This window comes from Pantoea sp. USHLN298 (assembly GCF_037149395.1).
GTDB classification, from domain to species: domain Bacteria; phylum Pseudomonadota; class Gammaproteobacteria; order Enterobacterales; family Enterobacteriaceae; genus Pantoea; species Pantoea astica.
Window position 1 is genome coordinate 126,030 of record NZ_JBBCRO010000007.1, and the last position, 23,057, is coordinate 149,086.

Genomic DNA, 23,057 nt, shown 5'->3' on the forward strand with positions numbered 1-23,057 from the left:
GCATATTACAATGATGCAAGTCTCTGCCCTAAGCCATCCTATCAGTCTCAAAACATACGTCATAAAACGCTGAGAGCTTTTTCGCTGAAACTCAAAAAATCATCCAGATGCTTAACGAAAAACAAAAAGCCCGTAACCATCAGTAATGATTACGGGCTTTTACATAGCGACCAGGCGGTTAGCCGATCATCTTTGTCTCACCTGATCGGCATTGATCATAAATCCGGCCTTTGGCGATGTTTGCTGTTTAGTTGGTTAACAACCGCAACATACGACGCAGCGGTTCAGCCGCGCCCCATAATAGCTGGTCACCGACGGTGAAGGCGGAGAGATACTCCGGTCCCATATTCAGTTTACGCAATCGGCCAACCGGCGTAGTCAGCGTGCCGGTCACCGCGGCAGGCGTCAGTTCGCGCATCGTCAGTTCGCGATCGTTTGGCACCACTTTGACCCACTCATTGTGGGATGCCAGCAGTTGCTCGATTTCAGCCAGCGGCAGGTCACGCTTCAGCTTCAGGGTAAACGCCTGACTGTGGCAGCGCAGCGCACCGACGCGCACGCACAGCCCATCGACCGGAATCACATGACGGGTCGCCAGAATCTTGTTGGTTTCCGCCTGACCTTTCCACTCTTCACGGCTCTGACCGTTTTCCAGCTGCTTGTCGATCCAAGGAATCAGGCTGCCCGCCAGCGGCACGCCGAAGTTATCGGTCGGCAGGGTGCCGGAACGGGTGAAGTCGGTCACGCTACGCTCGATGTCGAGAATTGCCGAAGCCGGGTTCTGCAGCGCAGGGGCAACGTGATCGTGCAGCATGCCCATCTGGGTCAGCAGTTCACGCATATGACGCGCACCGCCGCCTGAGGCCGCCTGATAGGTGGCAACCGAAGCCCACTCCACCAGATCCTGGGCAAACAGTCCGCCAAGCGACATCAGCATCAGGCTGACGGTGCAGTTTCCGCCGACAAAAGTTTTAATGCCGCGATCGATACCCTCACGAATCACCTGATGGTTAACCGGATCGAGGATGATGATCGCATCGTCTTTCATCCGCAGCGTAGAGGCCGCATCGATCCAGTAACCCTGCCAGCCGCTGCTGCGCAGCTTCGGATAGACATCACTGGTGTAGTCGCCGCCCTGACAGGTAATGATGATATCCAGCGCACGCAGTGCCTCAATATCAAACGCATCCTGCAGTACGCCCTGCTGCTTACCGGCAAAGGCGGGAGCCGCCTGACCGTGCTGCGACGTCGAGAAGAAGACCGGATTGATGAGATCAAAATCGCGCTCTTCGCTCATGCGGGACATCAGCACTGAGCCGACCATACCGCGCCAACCAACAAAACCTACATTCTTCATGTCGTGTCCGTCTCAGGCGGTTTTACACCTGCTTTTATGTCAGAGGAGAGAACGACGTGTTCTTTGCACGTCGCTCTGCGTAATAATAAGATTTACCTGTGACCACCAACTCTACAAAATGCAGGCTTTCTGGCAAGTGAATTAATTCGATTACGCTAACTTTTTCAGCAGCGTAACTAATAACAGCCATTTCCGGCACACAAGACGGCGTAAAACGAATGACTGAAATGATTTCAGCGACCATATTATTGTTGTTAATTATGGACCCATTGGGCAATTTGCCGATTTTTATGTCGGTTTTAAAGCATCTGGAACCGAAACGGCGGCGAGTGGTGCTGATTCGCGAAATGTTGATCGCGTTAATCATCATGCTGCTGTTTCTGTTTACCGGCGAGCGCATCCTGGCGTTTCTCAACCTGCGTACCGAGACGGTATCGATTTCTGGCGGGGTGATTCTGTTCCTGATTGCCATCAAAATGATTTTCCCGTCGGAAGAGAGCAGCAGTACCGGTTTACCGGCGGGTGAAGAGCCGTTTCTGGTGCCGCTGGCGATCCCGCTGGTTGCCGGACCCTCGCTGCTGGCGACCCTGATGCTGTTGTCACATCAGTATCCGCAACAGATGACGCACCTGGTTGGCGCGCTGTTGATCGCCTGGGGCGTGACGGTAGGTATTTTGCTGCTGTCAGGCCTGTTCCTGCGGCTGCTGGGCGATAAAGGAGTCAATGCGCTGGAGCGGCTGATGGGATTGATTCTGATTATGCTGGCAACCCAGATGTTCCTCGATGGGATTCGGGCCTACCTCAAGCTGTAGCCCGATCCGTTCTTCCCTGTCACCCCAGGGAAGAACGAAAAGAGTAAAGCGCCGTTACGATAACAGCGTAAAGGCGATCATCCCCACCACTGCACCGACGGTGCCGAGAATGGTTTCCATCAGGGTCCAGGTTTTCAGGGTTTCCGCTTCGCTGGCCCCGGTGAAGCGACCAAACAGCCAGAAACCGGCATCGTTGACGTGGCTGATGATAATCGATCCGCCGCCGATACAGATCGACAGCGCCGCCAGCTGAGCGCCGCTGTAGTGCAGCGGTTCAATCACCGGCATGATCAATCCGACCGTGGTGAGACAGGCGACCGTTGCCGAGCCCTGAATCACCCGCACTGCGCCCGACAGAATAAAGCAGGCCAGCGCAATCGGCAGTCCCGCACCGGTCAGCGCATTCCCCAGCACCGGCCCGACGCCAGAATCGACCAGCACCTGTTTGAATACGCCGCCCGCGCCGATCACCAGCAGGATAATCCCCGCCGGCTGCAGCGCACTGCCGCACACCTGCATCACCCGCTCTTTGTCCATGCCCTGACGGTAGGCCAGACCATAAATCGCCACCAGCAACGCCAGCAGGATCGCGGTAAACGGATGACCGATAAACTCCAGCCACTCATACAACGGGGTGCCTTCGGTGGTGAAGCGCGCGCCGATGGTTTTCAGGCCAACCAGCACCAGCGGGAACAGAATCAGTGACAGGCTGAAGCCAAACGAAGGCAGCTTGCTCTCATCCACATCCGGCTGATGATCTTCCGGCGGTGCGCTGAACGAGACATGATTCCCGATGAAGTTGCCGAACAGCGGACCCGCAATCAGCATGCCGGGGATCGCGGCGCACAGACCCAGCAGGATCATCCAGCCAAAGTCAGCGTGCATCTGCGAGGCCAGCAGCATCGGTGCCGGACCCGGCAGCAGGAAAGCGGCGGCTGCGGCGACCCCGGCAAACAGCGGGATCACCAGCTTAACCAGATTGCCGCCGGTACGCCGCGCCACGGCAAAAGCGATGCTGATTAACAGCACCACCGCCACTTCAAAAAACAGCGGCAGCGCGCAGATCAGGCCAGCAATGCCCATTGCGTAATGGGCGCGACTCTGACCAAAAGTTTTCAGCATCCGGATAGCAATCTGATCGACCGCCCCGGTTTCATGCAGGATTTTGCCGAACATCGCGCCCAGCGCCACCACAATGGCGAGGAAGCCGAGCGTGCCGCCCATCCCCTTCTGCATGGTTTCGGCGATCTGATTCAGCGGCATACCGGAGAACAGCCCGGCGCCAATCGACACTAACATCAGGGCGACAAAGGCGTGCATACGCGCTTTCATCACCAGAAAAAGCAGCAGCAGGACGGAGCCTGCTGCGGTCAGTACAAGTGTTGCGGTATTCATCTCTAACCCTGGCTGATTGCGTCCCTGATAGTCGCAACCGTAGCCGCCACAACCTCGTCGAGTGAATGATCGATATCCACCACCAGTACATCCGGCTCATCACTGCCCGGTTCTTCCAGCGTCGCAAACTGGGTGACCAGCATTTGCGGCTTGAAGAAGTGACCTTTGCGCGCTTTAAGACGGGCTTCGATGGTATCGAAGTCGCCTTTCAGATAGACGAAACGCAGGTTGTCATTACCCTGGCGCAGAATATCGCGATAACTTTTTTTCAGCGCCGAGCAGACAATCACTGAAATCGCCTGGGTACGCTGCATCGCAAACGCAGCATCGTTCAGCGCCTGTAACCACGGCTGGCGGTCGTTATCATCCAGCGGATGACCATCAGCCATTTTCAGGATGTTGGCGCGCGGATGGAGAAAATCACCGTCGAGAAAGGCGGTATTCAGTTGATGCGAAACCTGGTTGGCGACGGCAGACTTACCGCTGCCTGAAACGCCCATCAGGATAAAAACGTGATGCGACGGGGATTGCGTTGTCATTTTTCTGCTCCGGCAGGTGTGGATTTGCCAATGTTACCGATAACAATGTCGTTTCTCATTGTCTTGACCACTTAACAGCCTGGCAACCTTTTTACCGGGAAAAGCACGAAAGTGTGAGCTGACTCATAAAATCGCCAGAATCAGATGCTGCCACCTTCACTGATTTCGAAACCGACATCCAGCGACTGATTTGCGCTGCTCTCTCCGCCGATACGCGCCAGCAGCAGTGCTGCCGCTTCACGCCCCATCCGGTCGCGCGGCGTCAGGACCGTTGCCAGCTGCGGCGTCACCACCTGACTGATGTCATGCCCGTGGAAACCGGCAATCGCCATCTGGCTCGGCACCTGCAAACCCTGTCGCTGGCATTCAAACATCGCGCCGACGGCCAGGTCATCGTTGGTGCAAAACAGGCTGTCGGTTTCAGGATAGAGCCGCTGTGCCTCACGCAGCAGATCACAGCCGGCGCTGAAGGATGAAGCATCTTCCATCATGACGCTGCGCGGAGTCAGCCCCGCTTCGCGCATCGCCGCTTCATAGCCGCGCTGCTTTTGCAGCGTACGTTCATCGAGACGTGCCCCGAGGTAAACGGTGTGACGATGACCTTTGCTGAGGATCGCCTGGGTCATCTGTCGCGCCGCTTCCACGTTGTCGAAGCCTACCGCCATATCCAGGCAGGGCGTCACGCTGTCCATCACCTCAATCACTGGAATGCCGGCTACTTCCAGCATCCGCAGCGTGCCGGGCGTGTGAGTGCGTTCGGTCAGGATCACCCCATCAATGTTCCAGCCGAGCAGCGAGCGCAGCTGTAACTCTTCTTTTTGTGGGTTGTAGCCAAAGTGAGCCACCAGCGTCTGATAGCCCGCCTCATCGGTGACGGCTTCAATGCCGCGCAACACGTCGGCGAAGACCTGGTTGGTGAGCGACGGCAGCAGCACGCCAATGGCGCGGCTGGTCGCGTTTGAGAGCATATCGGGCGCGCGGTTGGGGATATAACCCAGCTCATCCAGCGCAACCGCAATCTTATCGCGCAGGGCAATGGAGACCTGCTCAGGGTTACGCAGGTAACGGCTGACGGTCATTTTTGTAATGCCGACGCGATCGGCAACGTCCTGTAATACCGGTCTTTTCTTCTTCATCGTAGCGCCTGGGATCGCCCTTATAGCTTCAGTACGATGAGTCTATCACTTTTCTGACAACAGATTGCCAACCGGGCGCGACGAGGCGCGCCCGTAACCGAATCAGACCGGTGGCAGATCAAACAGCAGGACTTCGGCGGCGCTGCTGGCCTCGATGGTGAGTGCGCTTTCATCCCAGATTGCCAGCGCATCGCTGGTAGTCACCGCCTGACCGTTGACGGTAACCTCCCCTTTCACCACCTGAATCCAGATGCGACGACCGGCATCGATCGCCACGTTATCCTGCTCACCCGCCGCCAGCACCCAGCGCGATAAGGTCATATCCTGATAGACCTTCAGCGAGCCTTCACGCGCATCCGGACTCAGCACCAGCTGACGTCCCTGCACATCCGGGAAACGGCGCTGATCGTAGCGTGGCTCAATGCCGGTACGCTCAGGAATGATCCAGATCTGATACAGATGCAGCGGCTCGGTGGCGCTGGCGTTGTACTCGGAGTGACGTACACCGGTGCCGGCGCTCATGATCTGAAACTCCCCGGCCGGGATCTGCTCTTTGTTGCCCATGCTGTCCTGATGCTCAACCGTTCCGGAGAGCACGTAGGTCAGAATCTCCATATCTTTATGCGGATGGGTACCGAAACCCTGGCCGCCTTCCACCACATCTTCATTGATCACCCGCAGCGCGGAGAAACCCATAAAGTTAGCGTCGTGATAGCTGGCGAAAGAAAAGGTGTGCCAGCTGTCCAGCCAGCCGTGGTTAGCGTGACCGCGTTCTTCTGCTTTGCGTACATAAATCATGTTCAAATCTCCTCAATGTTTTTTATAGTCTCTCCCTGCGGCGGCATGATTGATAGCTGAAAAAGTTCACGCCTCTGTTCAAAATCATTGAACAAAAGCGGGCGGATTACTGAACGGGACAGAACGAACCGGTTAGAAGGCGGGATGAAGGGAAAAAACAGACATAAAGGTAAATTGATAAAGCCGGTAGATAACAGCCACGCAGAAACTCTGTTAATTTATTTTCCGAATATCACACTGGTGATATTTCCACGGAATTTAAAGCCGCCAAAGATAAAAGCGGGATTAAAAGTGATACCTTAAAAATCATCATTAATAAGGGATGACTTTTGATACCTTAAAAAATAAATTACAAACCGAATAATGTGATCGCCGTAAATAACCCGCCATGACAAACCCTACTAAAATAGCCAGCAAATAAAAAGCCTGTTTTTAAATATCGTCCGATTCATTTTATCTCTTCTTATTATTAGGAACCCTATTATGGATGCCGTTCAAAATACGCTGATATCAGGTGACACCCTACGCTGGAGAAAAAGCGATACCGTCTGGATGCTGGGACTCTACGGCACGGCAATTGGTGCCGGCGTGCTGTTTTTGCCGATCAATGCCGGCACGGGCGGTTTGCTGCCGTTAATCGTGATGGCGCTGTTAGCCTTCCCGATGACCTTTTTTGCCCATCGTGGGCTTACCCGCTTTGTACTTTCCGGCAGGAATCCGGGTGAAAATATTACTGAAGTAGTGGAGGAACATTTTGGTACCGGTGCAGGCAAGCTGATTACCCTGCTCTACTTTTTTGCTATTTATCCCATTCTGCTGGTTTATAGCGTGGCGATTACCAATACCGTCGAAAGTTTTCTCACCCACCAGCTTCATCTGGTATCGCCGCCGCGTGCGTTACTGGCATTGATTCTGATTGTCGGCATGATGGCTATTGTACGCTTCGGCGAAAAAGCGATTGTGAAAGCGATGAGCGTGCTGGTGTTCCCGTTTGTTGCCGCGCTGATGCTGCTGGCGCTTTATCTGATCCCCCAATGGAACGGCGCTATTCTGAATACGCTCTCATTTAGTGGTTCAGAGACCACCGGAGGTGGGCTGTGGTTCACGCTGTGGCTGGCCATTCCGGTCATGGTTTTCTCTTTCAATCACTCCCCGATTATCTCCTCCTTTGCGGTGGCCAAGCGTCAGGAGTACGGTGATCAGGCGGCATCAAAATGCTCACGTATTTTAGCCTGCGCCCATATCATGATGGTTCTCACCGTGATGTTTTTCGTCTTCAGCTGCGTACTGAGTCTCTTACCGGAAAACCTGGCCGAGGCGAAAGCGCAGAATATTTCTATTCTCTCTTATCTGGCTAACCATTTTAACTCTCCGTTAATTGCCTGGATGGCGCCGATTATCGCCATCATCGCCATTACCAAATCCTTTCTTGGTCACTATCTGGGCGCGCGTGAAGGTTTCAACGGCATGGTGATTAAGTCGCTGCGCAGCAAAGGCAAAACCATTGAGCTTAATAAGCTGAACCGGATCACCGCCTGCTTTATGCTGGCCACCACCTGGATTGTCGCCACCCTGAATCCCAGCATTTTAGGCATGATTGAAAAACTGGGCGGGCCGGTTATCGCCATGATTCTGTTCCTGATGCCGATGTACGCCATCAATAAAGTCCCGGCGATGCGCAAGTACAGCGGTCATCTGAGTAATATTTTTGTCATCGTCATTGGCCTGATTGCTATTTCCGCCATCGCTTATTCATTACACAGCTGATGACCGTCGCTCGCCCTCCCGGCGAGCGCCACTTTCCTATTGCAATCCGCATGGGTGAATCATGATTAGCGTTTTCGATATTTTTAAAATCAGCATCGGGCCATCCAGTTCACACACGGTCGGGCCGATGAAGGCAGGCAAACATTTTGTGGATACGCTGAGTGAAAAAGGCCTGCTGGATAAGGTGACTCGTCTGGTGGTGGATATTTATGGCTCGCTTTCTCTGACCGGTAAAGGCCACCACACCGACATTGCGATTATTCTCGGCCTGAGTGGCTATCTGCCTGACACCGTGGATATTGATAAGATTCCAGCCATCATTCGTGACGTGAATAGCCTGCAACAGTTGCGTATCAAAGAAGGTCAGCGGGAAATTGCCTTCCCGGTGGCAGAGTGCATGCGTTTTCACAGCGAGTTTCTGCCATTACATGAAAATGGTATGAGCATTACCGCCTTTTGTGACGGCAAAACCGTTCATTCCCAGACCTACTATTCCATCGGCGGCGGTTTTATCGTGACCGAAGATGATTTCGGTAAAAACCTGGATAACGAAATCGATCTCCCCTTTCCGTTCTACTCCGCCCGCAACCTGCTGGCGCATTGCCATGATAATAACCTGTCGATTTCAGCGGTGATGATGAAGAACGAGATTGCCCGCTATGGCCGCAAAGAGGTGGAAGAAAACATGGCGCAGATATGGCAAACCATGCGCAATGCGATTACCCGCGGCCTCAGTACGGAAGGCATTTTACCCGGCCCGTTAAAAGTGCCGCGTCGGGCATCGTCTCTGCATCGCATTCTGGCGCCGCAGAGTCAGTCGGTGAATCCGTTAAGTGCTATGGACTGGGTGAACATGTTTGCTATGGCGGTGAGCGAGGAAAATGCCGCAGGAGGACGTGTGGTTACCGCGCCAACCAACGGCGCGTGCGGAATTATTCCGGCGGTGCTGGCCTATTATGATCGTTTCATCAAACCGGTCACGCCTGAGCTTTATATGCGTTATTTCCTGACGGCAGGCGCAATTGGCATTCTTTATAAGATGAATGCCTCCATTTCCGGCGCTGAAGTGGGCTGCCAGGGAGAAGTCGGCGTGGCCTGTTCAATGGCAGCGGCTGGCCTGGCTGAATTGCTGGGCGCAGAGGCGGAAAAAGTCTGCGTCGCGGCTGAAATAGGGATGGAGCATAATCTGGGTCTGACCTGCGATCCTGTGGCGGGTCAGGTTCAGGTGCCCTGTATTGAGCGAAATGCGATTGCGGCGGTGAAAGCCATTAACTCAACCAGTATGGCGATGTATCGCACCAGCGATCCGAAAGTGTCGCTGGATAAGATCATTGAAACCATGTTTGAAACCGGCAAAGACATGAATGCCAAATACCGTGAAACGGCGCGCGGCGGTCTGGCGATCAAAGTGGCGATTTGTGAATCCTGACGGTTAAACACCGCCAGCCTGTCAGGCTGGCGGTTTACTCCTTTCACCCTGCCGGTTTTAACGGCGTTATTTCGTTTCGCTCTCCGTTGTCAGATCTGACCAGACCATGCTTCGCACTTCTGAAGAGCTGTACCATTCATTAATGGTGGCGTTGGGCGGCGTCTGCTGGACAGGCTGGCCGGTAGCGGCTGTCTGAGCCGGGCCGGTCTGCTTTTTTCTGATACGGATGCGGGCAGGTGATGAGGCGGTTAACTGTGCATTAAAGGTGCGCCGGTGTGAATCCGAAAGAACGGACTCCAGCTGATGCAGACGTTCCAGACCACGCAAAATACCGATAAGGGTGCTCAGGGTGACAGACTCCCCTAATTCTGCCCGCTTAATGGTTGCCGTACCCACGCGGGCGCGTTCAGCAAGCTCAATCTGAGAGAGCCCAAGCTGCATACGTGTTTCTTTAATTCTGCAACATAATTCAGAAATAATTTCACTGTCGGACATGGTATTAAAACTCATATCAATACCTTATTGCGTGATTCATCGGATAAATTATTTAACAAACCTGAGTGCAAATAAAGGAAATAATTTCAGGATAATCCCTTCAGCATCAATACATGTTATGTTAATGATTATCTGAAAATAAATAGCGCAGATAAGGTCAGCATCAGATAATTTGCCCATCGCGCTTATTTTATCCGGTTAAATTTAACCAAATCCGATCTCTTTTTTCCGCTGGCTGAAGGCCGTTTAACACCATGACCGTCCGTCAACCCGATCTGTTAATCCTGTCAGTCACTGAATATCACGTTGCGGTTTGAGGGTTTATTCGTGATCGCGCCCGCCAGCCCATTTGAGGACGGGTTAGGGGTCAGCTGCCACTGGCCTGACAGAGACCTTGTGCAGGTGCGGCGGTGAGAGCAAAAAAAAAGCCAGCATCTGTGCTGGCTAAATAATACTGGAAGCAATGTGAGCAATGTCGTGCTTTCTCAGGCTGTCGGGCGACACCCCGGGAACGCATCGAAATAATAATCATTATCATTCGTATCTGTAAAGCGATTTTGCCGAAATTTTGTTGATTTATCCGTGCTTTCCCTTGATGTTAAAAGGGATTTATCCATCTAATCCATCGGGAGGCACCATGAGTGAGATCACCGTTCGCCACGTTACGCCGGAAGATGCGGTCGCTCTGCAGCGCATTTATAGCCAGCCCGATACGCAGGCGAACACGCTACAACTCCCTCACTCGTCGTTGCAGATGTGGCAAACCCGGCTCAGCACGCCCCGGCCAGGAGTGCATCTGCTGGTCGCCTGTATGGATGATGAAGTGGTCGGGCAATGCGCCCTGGAAGTGCCCGAGCGCGCCCGGCGGCGTCACTCCGCCACGCTGGGCATGGGAGTCGATGAAAATTATCGCCAGCGCGGTGTCGGCCGTGCGCTGATGCAGGAGATGGTCAGCCTGTGTGACAACTGGCTGCAGGTCTCGCGGATGGAACTGACGGTGTTTGTTGATAATGCCCCGGCTATCGCCCTTTATCGTCGCTTCGGTTTTGAGATCGAGGGAACGGCCAGACGATATGCGATGCGCTATGGCGAGCTGATCGATGTTCATTTCATGGCGCGGCTGAAATCCTGACGCCTCAGAATAAAAAAGGGCACCCTGAGGTGTGATGCTCGTCAGTTAAGCGACAGGTGATAACGCAGTCTGGTGCCGAACAGGGGCTGGCGGTCCTCGCGCCGCTGCGCGGTGCCTTCACTTCATTCCTCGGCCTGACGCACCGTCGGGGATGGCACATCCTGTGCCGCCCCGCCTTTCGCCCGCGTCCTGCGGGCTCTCCTGGCAGACCCATTCTGCTCAGCGCTGCGGATTGCCTGCCCCTGTTCGACTCCAGCCTGCTCTGAAGCTTCAGTGCGTGTTGTTAAAAAGGGCACGATAGTGGAGGCCTGGGCGCCTCTGCTGCTGAAAGGGCTATCCGCAGCGCTGAGGCGTGACGTTGGACCAGAACGCCACGCCGGGAAGCGTGGAGAGTTCGGGGCGGCCAGGGAGGGCCGATCCCCGAACGGTTCGTCGGCACGACGTCAAAGCCGAAGGTACCGCGAAGCGGCGCGAGGACGACCCGGCAGCAGCAGAGGTGCTCAGGCCCGCACTCCGGCACGCCTGCCAGGAAAAAAGCTGCCACGTCTGACCGTGACAGCCTTTGCAAATCTAACCTTCGCTGACGAGCATTACACACCCTCAGGTGCCCTTGTGCCTTAATAACCGGCACTGAGATCGTCGATGCTGCGCGGGTCGGAGGCGCCATACAACATCCCATCGGGACCAATCATAATGCTCTGGGTACTGCCCATCGCTGGCAGCACTTTCACATGCTGGCCTTTGCTTTCCAGCAGACGCAGCGTATCCGGGCTGAAGCCTTTCTCAACTCGCAGCTGATCGGGCAGCCACTGATGATGGAAACGCGGTGCATTGGTCGCTTCGGCGACGTTCATCCCGAAATCGATGCTGTTAACCACCATCTGCAATACCGTGGTGATGATACGGCTGCCGCCCGGACTGCCGGTGACCAGCCAGGTTTTGCCGCCTTTCGCCACAATGGTCGGAGACATCGAAGAGAGCGGACGTTTCGCCGGTTGCACCGCATTGGCTTCACCGCCAACCAGCCCGTAGACGTTTGGCGTACCCGGCTTGGCTGAGAAATCATCCATCTCGTTATTCATCAGGATGCCGCTGTTACCCGCCACAATCCCGCTGCCGAAATAGGTGTTAAGCGTGTAGGTCACCGCGACCGCATTGCCCTGTTTATCCACCACCGAGAAATGGGTGGTCTGGTTACTTTCATAAGGTTCGAGCTTGCCGGGTTTGATCTCACTGGACGGACGCGCTTTGGCGACGTCAATCTGCTGCGCCAGGGTTTTGGCGTAGGCTTTGCTGGTTAATGCCTGCCACGGCACCTTTACAAAATCGGGGTCGCCGAGATATTCAGAGCGGTCCGCGTAGGCATATTTCTCCGCTTCGGCCATAACCTGCATCGCATCCGCGCTGCCAAAGCCCATCTTCGCCAGATCGAAGTTTTCCAGGATATTGAGGATCTGCACGATGTGGATGCCACCGGATGACGGCGGCGGCATCGAGAAGACTTCATAGCCACGATAGGTGCCGCTGATTGGCTTACGCTCAACCGCGCGATAGGCCGCCAGGTCAGCTTTGTTGATCAGGCCGCCGTGCTGCGCCATCTCCCCGGCGATCTCATCCGCGATTTCACCTTTATAAAAAGCATCCGGTCCCTGACGGGCAATCAGTTGCAGACTGTGGGCGAGGTTCTTCTGCACCAGCCGATCGCCCTTCTGCCACGGCGTGCCGTCCGCTTTATAGAAGATCGCTTTGCTGTTGGGATGGTTAATCAGCACCTCTTTGCCGTAGGTTTTCAGGTCATCCGCCAGCGCGTCGTTGACCGGAATACCGTCACGCGCCAGTTTAATCGCTGGTGCCAGCAGCGTGCTCAGCGGCAGCGTGCCATATTTTTGCGCAGCCAGCGCCAGCCCGGCCACGGTGCCCGGTGTACCGGAGGCGAGATGTGAGGTCAGCGACAGCTTGCTGTCGGCGTTGCCCTGCTTATCCAGGAACATATCGCGCGAGGCGTGGCCCGGTGCCATTTCACGGAAATCGATAGCGGTGGCGCGGCCAGAGGCGGTGCGCAGCAGCATAAACCCGCCGCCGCCGAGGTTACCAGCCTGCGGATGGGTGACGGCCAGCGCAAAGCCCACCGCCACCGCCGCATCGACGGCGTTGCCGCCCTGACGCAGAATCTCAACCCCGACCTGGGTTGCCATCGCATCGACTGACGCCACCATGCCGTGCTGTGCTTTCACCGGATGGAAAGTGTCGCTGTCGACGCCGTAAGAGACCGGCGGTGCCTGGGTTGGTGCGGCGTTAGCGCCGGCCACCACGGTAAAACTCATCACCAGCGACCAGCTAAGCTGCCGCACTGTTTGCTGCATTTTCATCCTGCCACCATCCCGTGTTGTTATTTACATTTTTTTATCATTTACGCAAGTGGCTACAAATACAGCAAAATAATCAGGGTTAAGTCAAATCAGGAATACATCTGAAGGTAAGGTCTGTGATATCGCGTAAACTTATGCGTGCGACCCTGAACGCCAGACGATGGCATTCAATATCCAGCACCTGTCGCTTTGAGGAAGGAGGAATAATGAAGAAGTGGATAATTGCTTTGGCGGCCCTGCTGCCTTTCGCCACGCTGGCGAACACGCTGAACAGTACCAACGATCCTAACCGGCCAGGCTATAACCCGAGCCAGCAACGGATGCAGAACCAGATGCAGACGCAACAGCAGCAACAGCAGTTGAAGCTGCGTCAGGATCAGCAACGTCAGACTCAGGATATGCAGCGTAAAATGCAGGAGCAGCGTAACAGCGCCCAGCAACGGGTGATCACCACGCAGCCGGGTCAGCAAAATCAAAATCAGAACTAACTAAAATCGGGGCCGATGATGTCGATGCAGTCGGTACAGATGGCATCAACGCCCCATTTCAGCAGTTCCCGCACCCGCTCCGGGCTGTTTACGGTATAGGCCAGAATCTTCAGGCCAGCCGCCTTTAGTTCCGCCACCCGCGCTTCGGTCAGCACTTTGTGATTGAGATGGATCGAAACGCACGCCAGCGCCGCCGTTTTCTCGCGCCACTCATTATCCCAGCTGTGTGACAGCAAACCACGCGGCAGCTGCGGTTCCGCCTGCATCGCCGCTTCCAGCGCCTCATACGAGAAAGAAGAGAGCAACGGTGCGGTTTGTCCGTGCCACAGGCTGGCTGCCGCCTGCGCCACGGCGCGCCCGGTTTCTGCTTCGCTGCCGGTGGTCGGTTTGATTTCGATATTCGCCATCATCTGATGCTGACGGCAGCGATCCGCCACCTGATCCAGCCGCGCCAGCTTTTCGCCATTAAACGCCTTGCTGAACCAGCTGCCGGCATCAAGCTGTGACAGTTTCTCCCACGGCAGCTGCCCGGCAACGCCCCAGCCGTTGCTGGTGCGATCCAGCGTGTCGTCGTGCAGCAGAAAGATCTGTGCATCGCCCGACAGTTTGGCATCAAATTCAATCATCTGATGACCATATTTCGCCCCGACGTCAATTGCCGCCAGGGTGTTTTCCGGTGCCAGTTTACCGCCGCCGCGATGCGCGACGATGTGCGGATAGGGCCAGTGTTGTGTGCTCATTCCAGACGCTTTCCATGGGTTGAATCGAAGAAGTGTAACGCATCTGCGGGCAGATGCAGCCACAGCGTGCTGCCAGGCTGTGGCCGCTCGCTGTGGGCTAAGCGTACCACCAGCGGCGTATCACCGATGCGGCCATGCGCAAGATTATCGGCACCCAGCATCTCCAGCGTATCGACCCGCAGCGGCACGCCGCCCTGCTCACGGCTGCTGAGCTGGATATGTTCCGGCCGGATACCCAGCACCACCGGACGGTTGGCCCACTTCGCTTTGCTGTCGCTGAGCGGCAAAGCGTGCGACGCATCCAGATTAAAGCGCGTACCGTCACTGTTGAACTGCCCTTTCAGCAGGTTCATCGCCGGTGCGCCGATAAACGAAGCGACGAACTGACTGGCGGGACGCTCATAAACCTCAACCGGCGTGCCCAGTTGCTCGACCACGCCTTTGTTCATCACCATCACCCGCTGCGCCAGCGTCATCGCTTCGACCTGATCGTGCGTGACATAGAGGCTGGTGGTCTGCAAACGCCGATGCAACTGTTGCAGTTCAAGACGCATCTGCACCCGCAGCCGTGCATCCAGATTGGAGAGCGGCTCATCGAACAGAAACACCGCCGGTTCACGCACGATGGCGCGCCCCATAGCAACGCGCTGACGCTGGCCGCCGGAGAGCTCACGCGGCCGGCGGGTCAGCAGATGATCCAGCTCAAGGCTGCGCGCCGCGTCAAGCACCCGCAGCCGAATCTGCTCTTTGCCCATGCCGCGGATCTTCAGGCCATAGGCCATGTTCTCTTCGACGGACATATGGGGATAGAGCGCATAGTTCTGGAACACCATCGCAATGCCGCGATCTTTTGGCTCTTCCTGGGTGACGCGTTTGTTGTCGATGTAGATGTCGCCGGAGCTGACGCGCTCCAGGCCCGCCACCATCCGCAGCAGGGTCGATTTCCCGCAGCCGGAAGGGCCGACCATCACCATAAATTCGCCATCATTAACCGTAACGTTCAGCGGCTGAATGATCTGATTTTTACCATCGTAAGACTTGGTCACTGCCTGAAGGGTTACGCCTGCCATCTTATTTCTCACTCTCAACCAGGCCGCGCACAAAGGCACGCTGCATGACTAACACCACCACAACCGGTGGGATCAGGGTTAATAACATCGCCGCCATCACTTCGTTCCACTGGGTCGGTGAACCGCTGGTGGAGATCATACTTTTGATCCCCGCGACCGCCGTGCCGAGGCTGGCGTCATTAATGATCAGCAGCGGCCAGAGATACTGATTCCAGCCGTAGATAAAGGTGATCACGAACAGCGCCGCCAGGTTGGTTTTCGACAGCGGCAGCACGATATCGCGGAAGAAACGCATCGCGCTGGCACCATCGATGCGCGCCGCTTCCACCAGCTCATCCGGTAGCGACATAAAAAACTGGCGGAACAAAAAGGTGGCGGTCGCTGACGCCATCAGCGGCAGGGTCAGGCCGCTGTAACTGTCGAGCAGGTTCAGATCGGCGATCACCTGCACCGTCGGGAAAATACGCACTTCGACCGGCAGCATCAGGGTGATGAAAATCAGCCAGAAGAACAGCGTCCGTAGCGGAAAGCGAAACCAGACCAGCGCAAAGGCTGACAGCATCGAGACGGTGATTTTGCCGACGGTGATCCCAAGCGCCATGATCGTGCTGTTCAGCAGCATCAGGCCGAATGCCGGGCCGTTACCGTTCACGCCGTGGGTCCAGATGCGCGAGACGTTCTCCCACAGGTGGGTGCCGGGCACCAGCGTCATCGGCACCTGATAGACCGCGTCGTTATCCAGCGTGGCCGCCACAAAGGCGACATAGAGCGGGAACAGGATAGTCAGCACGCCCAGTATCAGCACGATGTGGCTGAAGATATCCAGCCCGCGTCGGTTCTCAATCATTGGTATTGCACCTTACGTTCAACGAAGCGGAACTGAATCACCGTCAGGCCGATCACCAGCACCATCAGCACCACCGACTGGGCGGCGGATGAGGAGAGATCCAGACCGGTGAAGCCTTCGCGATAGATTTTGTAGATCAGCGTGGTGGTGGCCTGCACCGGCCCGCCGCCGGTCGCCGCGTCGATCACCGGGAAGGTATCGAAGAAGGCGTAAATCAGGTTCACCACCAGCAGAAAGAAGCTGACCGGCGTAATCAGCGGCAGAGAAAGGTTGAAGAAGCGACGCACCGGCCCGGCACCGTCAATCGCGGCGGCTTCCACCAGCGATTTGGGAATCGACTGCAGCGCGGCGAAGAAGAACAGGAAGTTGTAGCTCATCTGCTGCCAGATTGACGCCAGCACAATCAGGAACATCGCCTGACCGCTGTTTTGCGCATAGTTCCAGTTGTAGCCGATGTGGTTCAGCAGGTAGCTGAACAGGCCCAGACCGGGATTAAACAGAAACATCCACAGCACCGCCGCCACGACCGGCGCAACGGCGTAAGGCAACAGCAGCAGCGTCTGGTAAAGTTTGCGCAGCCGCACCACGTAATCCACCAGCGCCGCCAGCAGCAGCGACAGCACCATGCCGCACACCGTGACCAGACCGCTGAATTTGATGGTGGTCCAGAAGGAATCCAGATAGTAAGGATCGGCAAACAGCCGTTTAAAATTATCCAGCCCGACGAAGGTGCTGGAGATGCCAAAAGGATCGAGGCTTTGCAGCGAATACCATAAGGCTTCACCCGCAGGCCAGAGAAAGAAGATGGCGGTGATCAACAGTTGCGGCAGCACCAAAAGATAGGGCAACAGGCTGGTGCGAAAGACCGGACGAGATGAGGACATGGCGCACTCTGATTCAGAAAGAGAAAGGGCCAGCCTGGGCTGGCCCGGTGGAGCGGGTTACTTCACCTGCTGCTGGAAACGACGCAGCAGATCGTTGCCGCGTTTAACCGCATTATCCAGTGCGCTTTGCGGCGACTGTTTACCGGTCCAGACGCTCTCCAGCTCTTCATCCACCACGGTACGAATCTGCGGCATATTGCCGAGACGCATCCCTTTGGTGAACGGCAACGGCGGCTTGTTCAGCATCTGACGGGTGGCGATATCGGCTCCCGGATTTTTATCGTAGAAGCCCTGCTGTTTGCTCAGCTCATAGGCGGCGGTGGTAATCGGCAGATAGCCGGTTTTCTGATGCCATTCCGCAGCGATTTCCGGCTGGGCGAGGAACTGCATAAACTCAGCGACGCCTTTGTAGGTGGCTGCATCTTTGCCCTTCATCACCCACAGGCTGGCCCCGCCGATGATGGCGTTTTGTGGTGCTTCAGGAACGGTGTCGTCATACGGCATCATGCCCACGCCGAAGTTAAATTTGGCGTAATGACGGATATCCGCCAGCGAACCGGATGAGGCGGTGGTGATACCGCAATCGCCGTTGTAGAACTTGGCGGTGGACTCATCTTTACGACCAAAGTAGGTGAAGTCGCCCTTTTTATTCATCTCTTCCAGCATCTGGATGTGACGAACCTGCACCGGCTTATTGAACTCCAGCACCGCATCGCGACCATCAAATCCGTTGTTTTTGGTCGCCACCGGCAGCGCATGCCAGGCGCTGAAGTTTTCGATCTGAATCCAGCCCTGCCAGCCGCTGGCGTAACCACAGCTCATGCCCGCTTTACGCAGCGCCGCGGCATCTTTTGCCAGCTCCTGCCAGGTTTTCGGTGACTGATCCGGGTTAAGTCCTGCTTTTTTGAAGGCGTCTTTGTTGTAGTAAAGCACCGGCGTCGAACTGTTGAACGGTTGAGAGATCAGCTGACCTTTGCTGTCGCTGTAGTAGCCCGCCACCGTCGGTACAAACTGCTTTTCATCAAACGGAATACCGGCATCTTTAAACACCTGATGCACCGGCACAATCGCCTGTGAGGCCATCATGGTAGCGGTGCCGACTTCATACACCTGCAACACCGCGGGCGCTTTACCGGTGCGCACTGCCGCGATACCTGCCGCCAGGCTCTGCTCGTAGTTACCTTTGTAGGTCGGAACAATTTTGTAATCGGGATGGGCCTGGTTAAACCGTTGTGCCAGCGAATCCACTTCTTTGCCTAACTCGCCTTCCATAGAGTGCCAGAACGGGATCTCAGTGGCGGCCAGCGCCTGGCCGCTGAGCGTCAGGCCAAGCAGCGCGCTGATCAGGCTACGACGATAGGTAACGACGGACATAGAATTTTCCTGTGCAGGTAAATACGCGTGAAATCACGGATTTCTGTTTCGCGAAGTAACATGACACGGGGAAATGAAGGATTAATAACAGAAAGATGACAGCCGGGTGACAGACTGAATAGCGGAAAAGGCAGAGCGACTAACTGCAGCTGAGCTTGTTGACAAAGTCTCGCCTGGTCGCTGTAAGACTGAGCCCTGCACAGAGAACACGGTCAGATCGGAAAGACGCAAAATCCGTCATCCATGACATGCTCGGCCCGCGCCGTCCATGGCGCGGGACGCTTTCCTCCTCTGCCCGTGTTCCCTGTGCGTTGAGTTTGTTCGTTGCAGCCAAATTCACCCTGATTTGGGTTTTCAGCAATCTGAGCGGCTATACACCATTACAAAGTCGCGTTTATTTACATAAATTGTAACGGATACTGGCAATGACAGCACTTGTCCGTGCTTTTTAAGGGCAAACTCAAAGGCCGTCAGTGGCACCACCCATGCTCAAGGCCGTCGGCGGCGCAGGCAGTTCGGCACCGGCCAGCGCGCAGTAACCGGAGCGTATATATATACGTGAGGATTACGAGCACTGCCCGGTGTCGAAATGGCAAGTAAGCCAGGCCTCTGAATATTAAGCTCCGAGGTACGCGCTGCGGACGGCTTCGTTGGAAAGAAGTGCTGCGCCTGTGTCTTCCAGCACCACATGGCCGTTCTCCAGCACGTAACCCCGATCCGCCAGCTTCAGCGCCTGATTCGCGTTCTGCTCCACCAGGAAGATGGTCATCCCTTCGCTGCGTAACTGTTCGATGGTGTCGAAAATCTGCTGAATGATTATCGGTGCCAGACCCAGCGACGGCTCATCCAGCAGCAGCAGGCGCGGCTGACTCATCAGCGCCCGACCAATCGCCAGCATCTGCTGCTCACCGCCGGACATGGTGCCGGCCCGCTGGATTTTGCGCTCCTCCAGCCGCGGGAATAGCTGATAAACGCGCTTGATCCGTTCCAGATATTGCGGGCGGCTGGCAAAAAAGCCGCCCATCGCCAGATTCTCTTCCACCGTCATGCGCGCAAACACCCGACGACCTTCCGGTACGATGGCGATCGCTTCACGCATGATGCGCGCCGTCTGCCAGTCGGTAATGGTTTTCCCGTCAAAGGTGATGTTGCCGTGGGTAGCTCGCGGTTCGCCACACAGCGTGCCGAGCAGCGTGGTTTTCCCGGCGCCGTTGGCCCCAATCAGCGTGACGATTTCGCCCTGATTGATGTAGAGGCTGACATTATGCAGCGCCTGAATTTTGCCGTAATGGGCGCTCACGTTCTCAATGGTTAACATCGCATTTGCCATCTTACGCCTCTCCTAAATAGGCACGGATCACGTCCGGGTTATTACGAATCTCTTCCGGCGTACCGTTAGCCAATGGCGTTCCCTGATTAACCACGTAAATGCGATCAGAAATGCCCATCACCAGCTTCATATCGTGTTCAATCAACAGCACTGACACCTTGTGCTCACCGCGCAGTTCGGCGATCAGCTCATCCAGTTCGTGCGTCTCTTTGGGGTTAAGACCCGCCGCCGGTTCATCCAGCATCAGAATTTCCGGGCGCGTCACCATGCAGCGCGCAATCTCCAGACGGCGCTGCTGACCATAGGCCAGGTTTCCGGCCTGGCGGTTAGCCAGATCCAGCAGACCGACCCGCTCCAGCCAGTTGGCCGCACGATCCAGCGCCTCGCCTTCACTGCGACGAAACGCCGGCGTCTTGAGCAGGCCAGCAAACAACCCGCTTTTCAGATGCTGATGTTGCGCCACCAGCAAGTTTTCGATCACCGTCATTTCGCGGAACAGACGTACGTGCTGGAAAGTACGCACAATCCCCATCCGCGCAATCTTCTGGCCAGGCAATCCTTCCAGATGCTGCTCACGCAGTTTAATGCTGCCACCGGTTGGCTTGTAGAAGCCGGTCAGGCAGTTGAATACCGTGGTTTTCCCGGCACCGTTTGGCCCGATCAGCGAAACGATCTCCTGAGGATGCAGCGCCATCGAAACGTTGTTTACGGCTAACAGGCCGCCGAAGCGCATCATCAGGCCTTCAACGGCTAATAAAGGCTGACTCATGCCTGTTCTCCCTGTTTACCCTGTTTACCCTGTCTTAATTTCAGATGCGGACGCTTCATCGGCAACAGTCCCTGCGGACGCCAGATCATCATCAGCACCATTAATCCTCCCAGCACCAGCATGCTGTACTCGTTGAGGTCACGCATCAGTTCACGCGAAACCACCAGCAGAATGGCAGCCAGAATCACCGCAAACTGCGAGCCCATGCCGCCCAGCACCACAATCGCCAGCACAAACGCTGATTCGACAAAGGTAAAGGATTCCGGGCTGACAAAGCCCTGACGCGCGGCGAACAGGCTACCGGCAAAGCCGGCGAAGGCGGCGCTGATGGTAAAGGCCGTCAGTTTGATTCGGGTCGGGCTGAGGCCCAGTGAACGACAGGCGATCTCATCCTCGCGCAGCGCTTCCCAGGCACGGCCCAGCGGCATCCGCAGCAGCCGGTTGATCACGAACAGCGTCAGCACCACCAGCAGCAACGCCACCAGATACAGGAAGATAATCCGGTCGCTGGGATCGTACTTCAGGCCAAAGAAGTGGTGGAAAGTATCCCAGCCGCCTTCACGCGGCGTACGGCCAAATTCCAGACCAAAGAAGGTCGGTTTCGGGATCTGGCTGATGCCGTTCGGGCCGCCGGTCAGGGCGGTATTGTTGAGCAGCAGAATACGCACGATCTCACCGAAGCCCAGCGTCACAATCGCCAGATAGTCGCCGCGTAACCGCAACACCGGGAAGCCCAGCAGCAGGCCAAACAGCGCGGCCACCATGCCGGAGAGCGGCAGGCACTGCCAGAAGCCGAGCCCGTAATAGTGGTTCAGCAGGGCGAAGGTATAGGCACCGATGGCGTAGAAACCGCCGTAGCCCAAAACCAGCAGGCCCGACAGGCCGACCACCACATTCAGTCCAAGACCGAGCATCACGTAGATCAGCGTCATGGTGGCGATATCGACCGTGCCGCGCGACACCAGGAACGGCCAGGCGAGCGCCGCCACGATCATCACCGCCATCACCAGCTTCTGCTTTGGCGTCGAGCCATCGATGCCCGGCAGCACCAGCGCCGGACCGGAGATTTTCTTCAGGCCGCTCTGCCAGACCGGACGCAGCAGCTGAAACAGAAACACCACCACACAGGCAACAGCAATCCAGTTCCAGCGCACGCTGCCGGCGTTTTGCACCACCAGATTTGTGCCATCCAGATTAAGGCGCAGCCCCATAAAGAAGCTGGCGAGCAGCAGCAACATCAGCGACGAAATCAGGGCGTTGAGAAAGGAAGACTTCATACTTTTTCCACCTCCGGACGGCCCAGAATCCCGGTCGGCATCACCAGCAGCACCACAATCAGTAAGGCAAAGGAGACGACATCTTTATACTCGGTGCTCAGATAGGCGGAGGTCAGCGCTTCCGCAATCCCCAGCACCAGGCCACCAATCATCGCGCCCGGAATACTGCCAATCCCGCCCAGCACCGCGGCGGTGAATGCCTTCATGCCGGCCATAAAGCCGATAAACGGGTTAATCGATCCGTAAAACTGGCCCAGCAACACGCCCGCGACTGCGGCCATCGCGGCACCGATGACAAAGGTCAGTGAGATGACGCGATCGGTGTTAATCCCCAGCAGGCTGGCCATTTTCAGATCTTCAGCACAGGCGCGGCAGGCGCGGCCCATACGCGAATAGCGAATAAAGGTAGTCAGCGCCAGCATCGCCAGGAACGTCACCACCCAGATCACGATTTGCATGGTGGAGATGGTGGCGGCAAAGCCGTTGCTCTCGCCCACCGTCCACTGCCCGGTAATCAGGCTCGGCAGCGCCAGGTCGCGCGAACCCTGGGTCAGGCTGACGTAGTTTTGCAGGAAGATTGACATGCCGATGGCGGAGATCAGCGCGATCAGGCGCTTGGAGGAGCGCACCGGCCGGTAGGCGACGCGCTCGATGCTCCAGCCGTAGGCGCTGGAGATAATTACCGCCATCACAAAGCCGGCCGCAATCATCAGCCAGGTGGTGTCGATGCCCATCATCATCAGGGCGGCAATCACGATAAAGGAGACATAGCTACCGATCATGTAAACCTCGCCGTGAGCGAAGTTGATCATGCCGATAATGCCGTAAACCATGGTGTAACCGATGGCGATCAGCGCATAGGTGCTGCCGAGGGTAACACCGTTGAACATCTGCTGAATAAAATAGAGGAACTGCTCGGACATACCTTAACCCTTACTTATCCGATCGTCGCCGAACGGAGTACAAAAAACGCCTGGCAGCACAGACCAGGCGTTAGTGTTGCAGGGGAGCAGGCAGCGGTTACCCGACACCTGACCCGCCAGTAAACC

At 56.1% G+C, this 23,057-nt stretch carries 22 protein-coding genes; 5 read left to right on the forward strand and 17 right to left on the reverse strand.

Annotation, left to right across the window (positions count from 1 at the left end):
• Window positions 1-247 precede the first annotated feature (247 nt).
• Together asd and WFK59_RS18565 are read right to left on the reverse strand one after the other, a co-directional pair.
• Window positions 248-1,357 carry an aspartate-semialdehyde dehydrogenase gene (asd, locus tag WFK59_RS18560; protein WP_233986881.1) on the reverse strand — a complete coding sequence of 370 codons (1,110 nt, stop codon included), beginning with the start codon at window positions 1,355-1,357 and terminating at the stop codon, window positions 248-250.
• Between the two features lie 34 nt (window positions 1,358-1,391).
• Complete coding sequence (locus WFK59_RS18565; RefSeq protein ID WP_233988245.1) at window positions 1,392-1,727, reverse strand: hypothetical protein; 336 nt, start codon at window positions 1,725-1,727, stop codon at window positions 1,392-1,394.
• Between WFK59_RS18565 and WFK59_RS18570 the strand changes: the two genes are divergently transcribed.
• The gene (locus WFK59_RS18570; RefSeq protein WP_233988115.1) at window positions 1,618-2,169 is read left to right on the forward strand and encodes a YhgN family NAAT transporter; all 552 of its coding nucleotides are present in this window, start codon (window positions 1,618-1,620) and stop codon (window positions 2,167-2,169) included. The genes WFK59_RS18565 and WFK59_RS18570 overlap by 110 nt on opposite strands.
• A gap of 54 nt (window positions 2,170-2,223) precedes the next feature.
• On the opposite strand, the gene gntU is transcribed toward WFK59_RS18570, so the two are convergent.
• The 4 genes from gntU to WFK59_RS18590 all read right to left on the reverse strand — a co-directional run bounded on the left by gntU (window position 2,224) and on the right by WFK59_RS18590 (window position 6,037).
• The gene (gene gntU / locus WFK59_RS18575; RefSeq protein WP_069729847.1) at window positions 2,224-3,564 is read right to left on the reverse strand and encodes a gluconate transporter; all 1,341 of its coding nucleotides are present in this window, start codon (window positions 3,562-3,564) and stop codon (window positions 2,224-2,226) included.
• 2 nt (window positions 3,565-3,566) lie between these two features.
• Window positions 3,567-4,103, reverse strand: coding sequence for a gluconokinase (gene gntK / locus WFK59_RS18580; protein ID WP_233986880.1), 537 nt, complete (start codon window positions 4,101-4,103; stop codon window positions 3,567-3,569).
• A gap of 140 nt (window positions 4,104-4,243) precedes the next feature.
• The gene (gene gntR / locus WFK59_RS18585; RefSeq protein WP_233986879.1) at window positions 4,244-5,239 is read right to left on the reverse strand and encodes a gluconate operon transcriptional repressor GntR; all 996 of its coding nucleotides are present in this window, start codon (window positions 5,237-5,239) and stop codon (window positions 4,244-4,246) included.
• A 102-nt stretch (window positions 5,240-5,341) separates the two neighbouring features.
• Entirely contained in the window at window positions 5,342-6,037 is a 696-nt protein-coding gene (locus WFK59_RS18590; RefSeq protein ID WP_233986878.1) for a pirin family protein, read from the reverse strand.
• A gap of 483 nt (window positions 6,038-6,520) precedes the next feature.
• Here WFK59_RS18590 and WFK59_RS18595 point away from each other — a divergent pair, with 483 nt between their 5' ends.
• A complete protein-coding gene (locus WFK59_RS18595; protein ID WP_336756771.1) occupies window positions 6,521-7,804 on the forward strand; it encodes an HAAAP family serine/threonine permease in 1,284 nt (427 codons plus the stop codon).
• Between the two features lie 61 nt (window positions 7,805-7,865).
• Window positions 7,866-9,233: an L-serine ammonia-lyase gene (locus WFK59_RS18600; protein WP_233986876.1), complete on the forward strand. Its 1,368-nt coding sequence runs from the start codon at window positions 7,866-7,868 to the stop codon at window positions 9,231-9,233.
• Between the two features lie 66 nt (window positions 9,234-9,299).
• On the opposite strand, the gene WFK59_RS18605 is transcribed toward WFK59_RS18600, so the two are convergent.
• Complete coding sequence (locus tag WFK59_RS18605; protein WP_336756773.1) at window positions 9,300-9,743, reverse strand: helix-turn-helix domain-containing protein; 444 nt, start codon at window positions 9,741-9,743, stop codon at window positions 9,300-9,302.
• A gap of 622 nt (window positions 9,744-10,365) precedes the next feature.
• On the opposite strand from WFK59_RS18605, the gene WFK59_RS18610 reads away from it, so the two are divergent.
• On the forward strand, window positions 10,366-10,860 hold the full coding sequence (locus WFK59_RS18610) for a GNAT family N-acetyltransferase (protein WP_336756775.1): 495 nt from the start codon (window positions 10,366-10,368) through the stop codon (window positions 10,858-10,860).
• Window positions 10,861-11,477: 617 nt separating this feature from the next.
• On the opposite strand, the gene ggt is transcribed toward WFK59_RS18610, so the two are convergent.
• Window positions 11,478-13,229 (reverse strand): gamma-glutamyltransferase, encoded by a 1,752-nt coding sequence (ggt, locus tag WFK59_RS18615; RefSeq protein WP_233986873.1) that lies wholly within the window; start codon window positions 13,227-13,229, stop codon window positions 11,478-11,480.
• Window positions 13,230-13,435: 206 nt separating this feature from the next.
• On the opposite strand from ggt, the gene WFK59_RS18620 reads away from it, so the two are divergent.
• Window positions 13,436-13,717 carry a DUF2756 domain-containing protein gene (locus WFK59_RS18620; RefSeq protein WP_233986871.1) on the forward strand — a complete coding sequence of 94 codons (282 nt, stop codon included), beginning with the start codon at window positions 13,436-13,438 and terminating at the stop codon, window positions 13,715-13,717.
• On the opposite strand, the gene ugpQ is transcribed toward WFK59_RS18620, so the two are convergent.
• The 9 genes from ugpQ to livH form a co-directional block, all read right to left on the reverse strand.
• Window positions 13,714-14,457, reverse strand: a complete 744-nt coding sequence (ugpQ, locus tag WFK59_RS18625; protein WP_336756778.1) for a glycerophosphodiester phosphodiesterase — start codon at window positions 14,455-14,457, stop codon at window positions 13,714-13,716. The genes WFK59_RS18620 and ugpQ overlap by 4 nt on opposite strands.
• Window positions 14,454-15,527 (reverse strand): sn-glycerol-3-phosphate import ATP-binding protein UgpC, encoded by a 1,074-nt coding sequence (locus WFK59_RS18630; RefSeq protein WP_336756780.1) that lies wholly within the window; start codon window positions 15,525-15,527, stop codon window positions 14,454-14,456. The genes ugpQ and WFK59_RS18630 overlap by 4 nt, the downstream gene beginning before the upstream one ends.
• Before the next feature lies 1 nt (window position 15,528).
• The gene (gene ugpE / locus WFK59_RS18635) at window positions 15,529-16,374 is read right to left on the reverse strand and encodes a sn-glycerol-3-phosphate ABC transporter permease UgpE (RefSeq protein ID WP_031375616.1); all 846 of its coding nucleotides are present in this window, start codon (window positions 16,372-16,374) and stop codon (window positions 15,529-15,531) included.
• The gene (gene ugpA, locus WFK59_RS18640) at window positions 16,371-17,258 is read right to left on the reverse strand and encodes a sn-glycerol-3-phosphate ABC transporter permease UgpA (RefSeq protein ID WP_233986867.1); all 888 of its coding nucleotides are present in this window, start codon (window positions 17,256-17,258) and stop codon (window positions 16,371-16,373) included. Before ugpA ends, ugpE begins: the two co-directional genes overlap by 4 nt.
• 57 nt (window positions 17,259-17,315) lie before the next feature.
• Window positions 17,316-18,632: a sn-glycerol-3-phosphate ABC transporter substrate-binding protein UgpB gene (gene ugpB / locus WFK59_RS18645; RefSeq protein WP_336756782.1), complete on the reverse strand. Its 1,317-nt coding sequence runs from the start codon at window positions 18,630-18,632 to the stop codon at window positions 17,316-17,318.
• Window positions 18,633-19,248: 616 nt separating this feature from the next.
• Window positions 19,249-19,962, reverse strand: a complete 714-nt coding sequence (gene livF, locus WFK59_RS18650; RefSeq protein WP_233986863.1) for a high-affinity branched-chain amino acid ABC transporter ATP-binding protein LivF — start codon at window positions 19,960-19,962, stop codon at window positions 19,249-19,251.
• A 1-nt stretch (window position 19,963) separates the two neighbouring features.
• Window positions 19,964-20,731, reverse strand: a complete 768-nt coding sequence (gene livG / locus WFK59_RS18655; protein WP_233986861.1) for a high-affinity branched-chain amino acid ABC transporter ATP-binding protein LivG — start codon at window positions 20,729-20,731, stop codon at window positions 19,964-19,966.
• Window positions 20,728-22,008, reverse strand: coding sequence for a high-affinity branched-chain amino acid ABC transporter permease LivM (locus WFK59_RS18660; RefSeq protein ID WP_336756785.1), 1,281 nt, complete (start codon window positions 22,006-22,008; stop codon window positions 20,728-20,730). Before WFK59_RS18660 ends, livG begins: the two co-directional genes overlap by 4 nt.
• Complete coding sequence (gene livH, locus WFK59_RS18665; RefSeq protein WP_009087789.1) at window positions 22,005-22,931, reverse strand: high-affinity branched-chain amino acid ABC transporter permease LivH; 927 nt, start codon at window positions 22,929-22,931, stop codon at window positions 22,005-22,007. Before livH ends, WFK59_RS18660 begins: the two co-directional genes overlap by 4 nt.
• Window positions 22,932-23,057 lie beyond the last annotated feature (126 nt).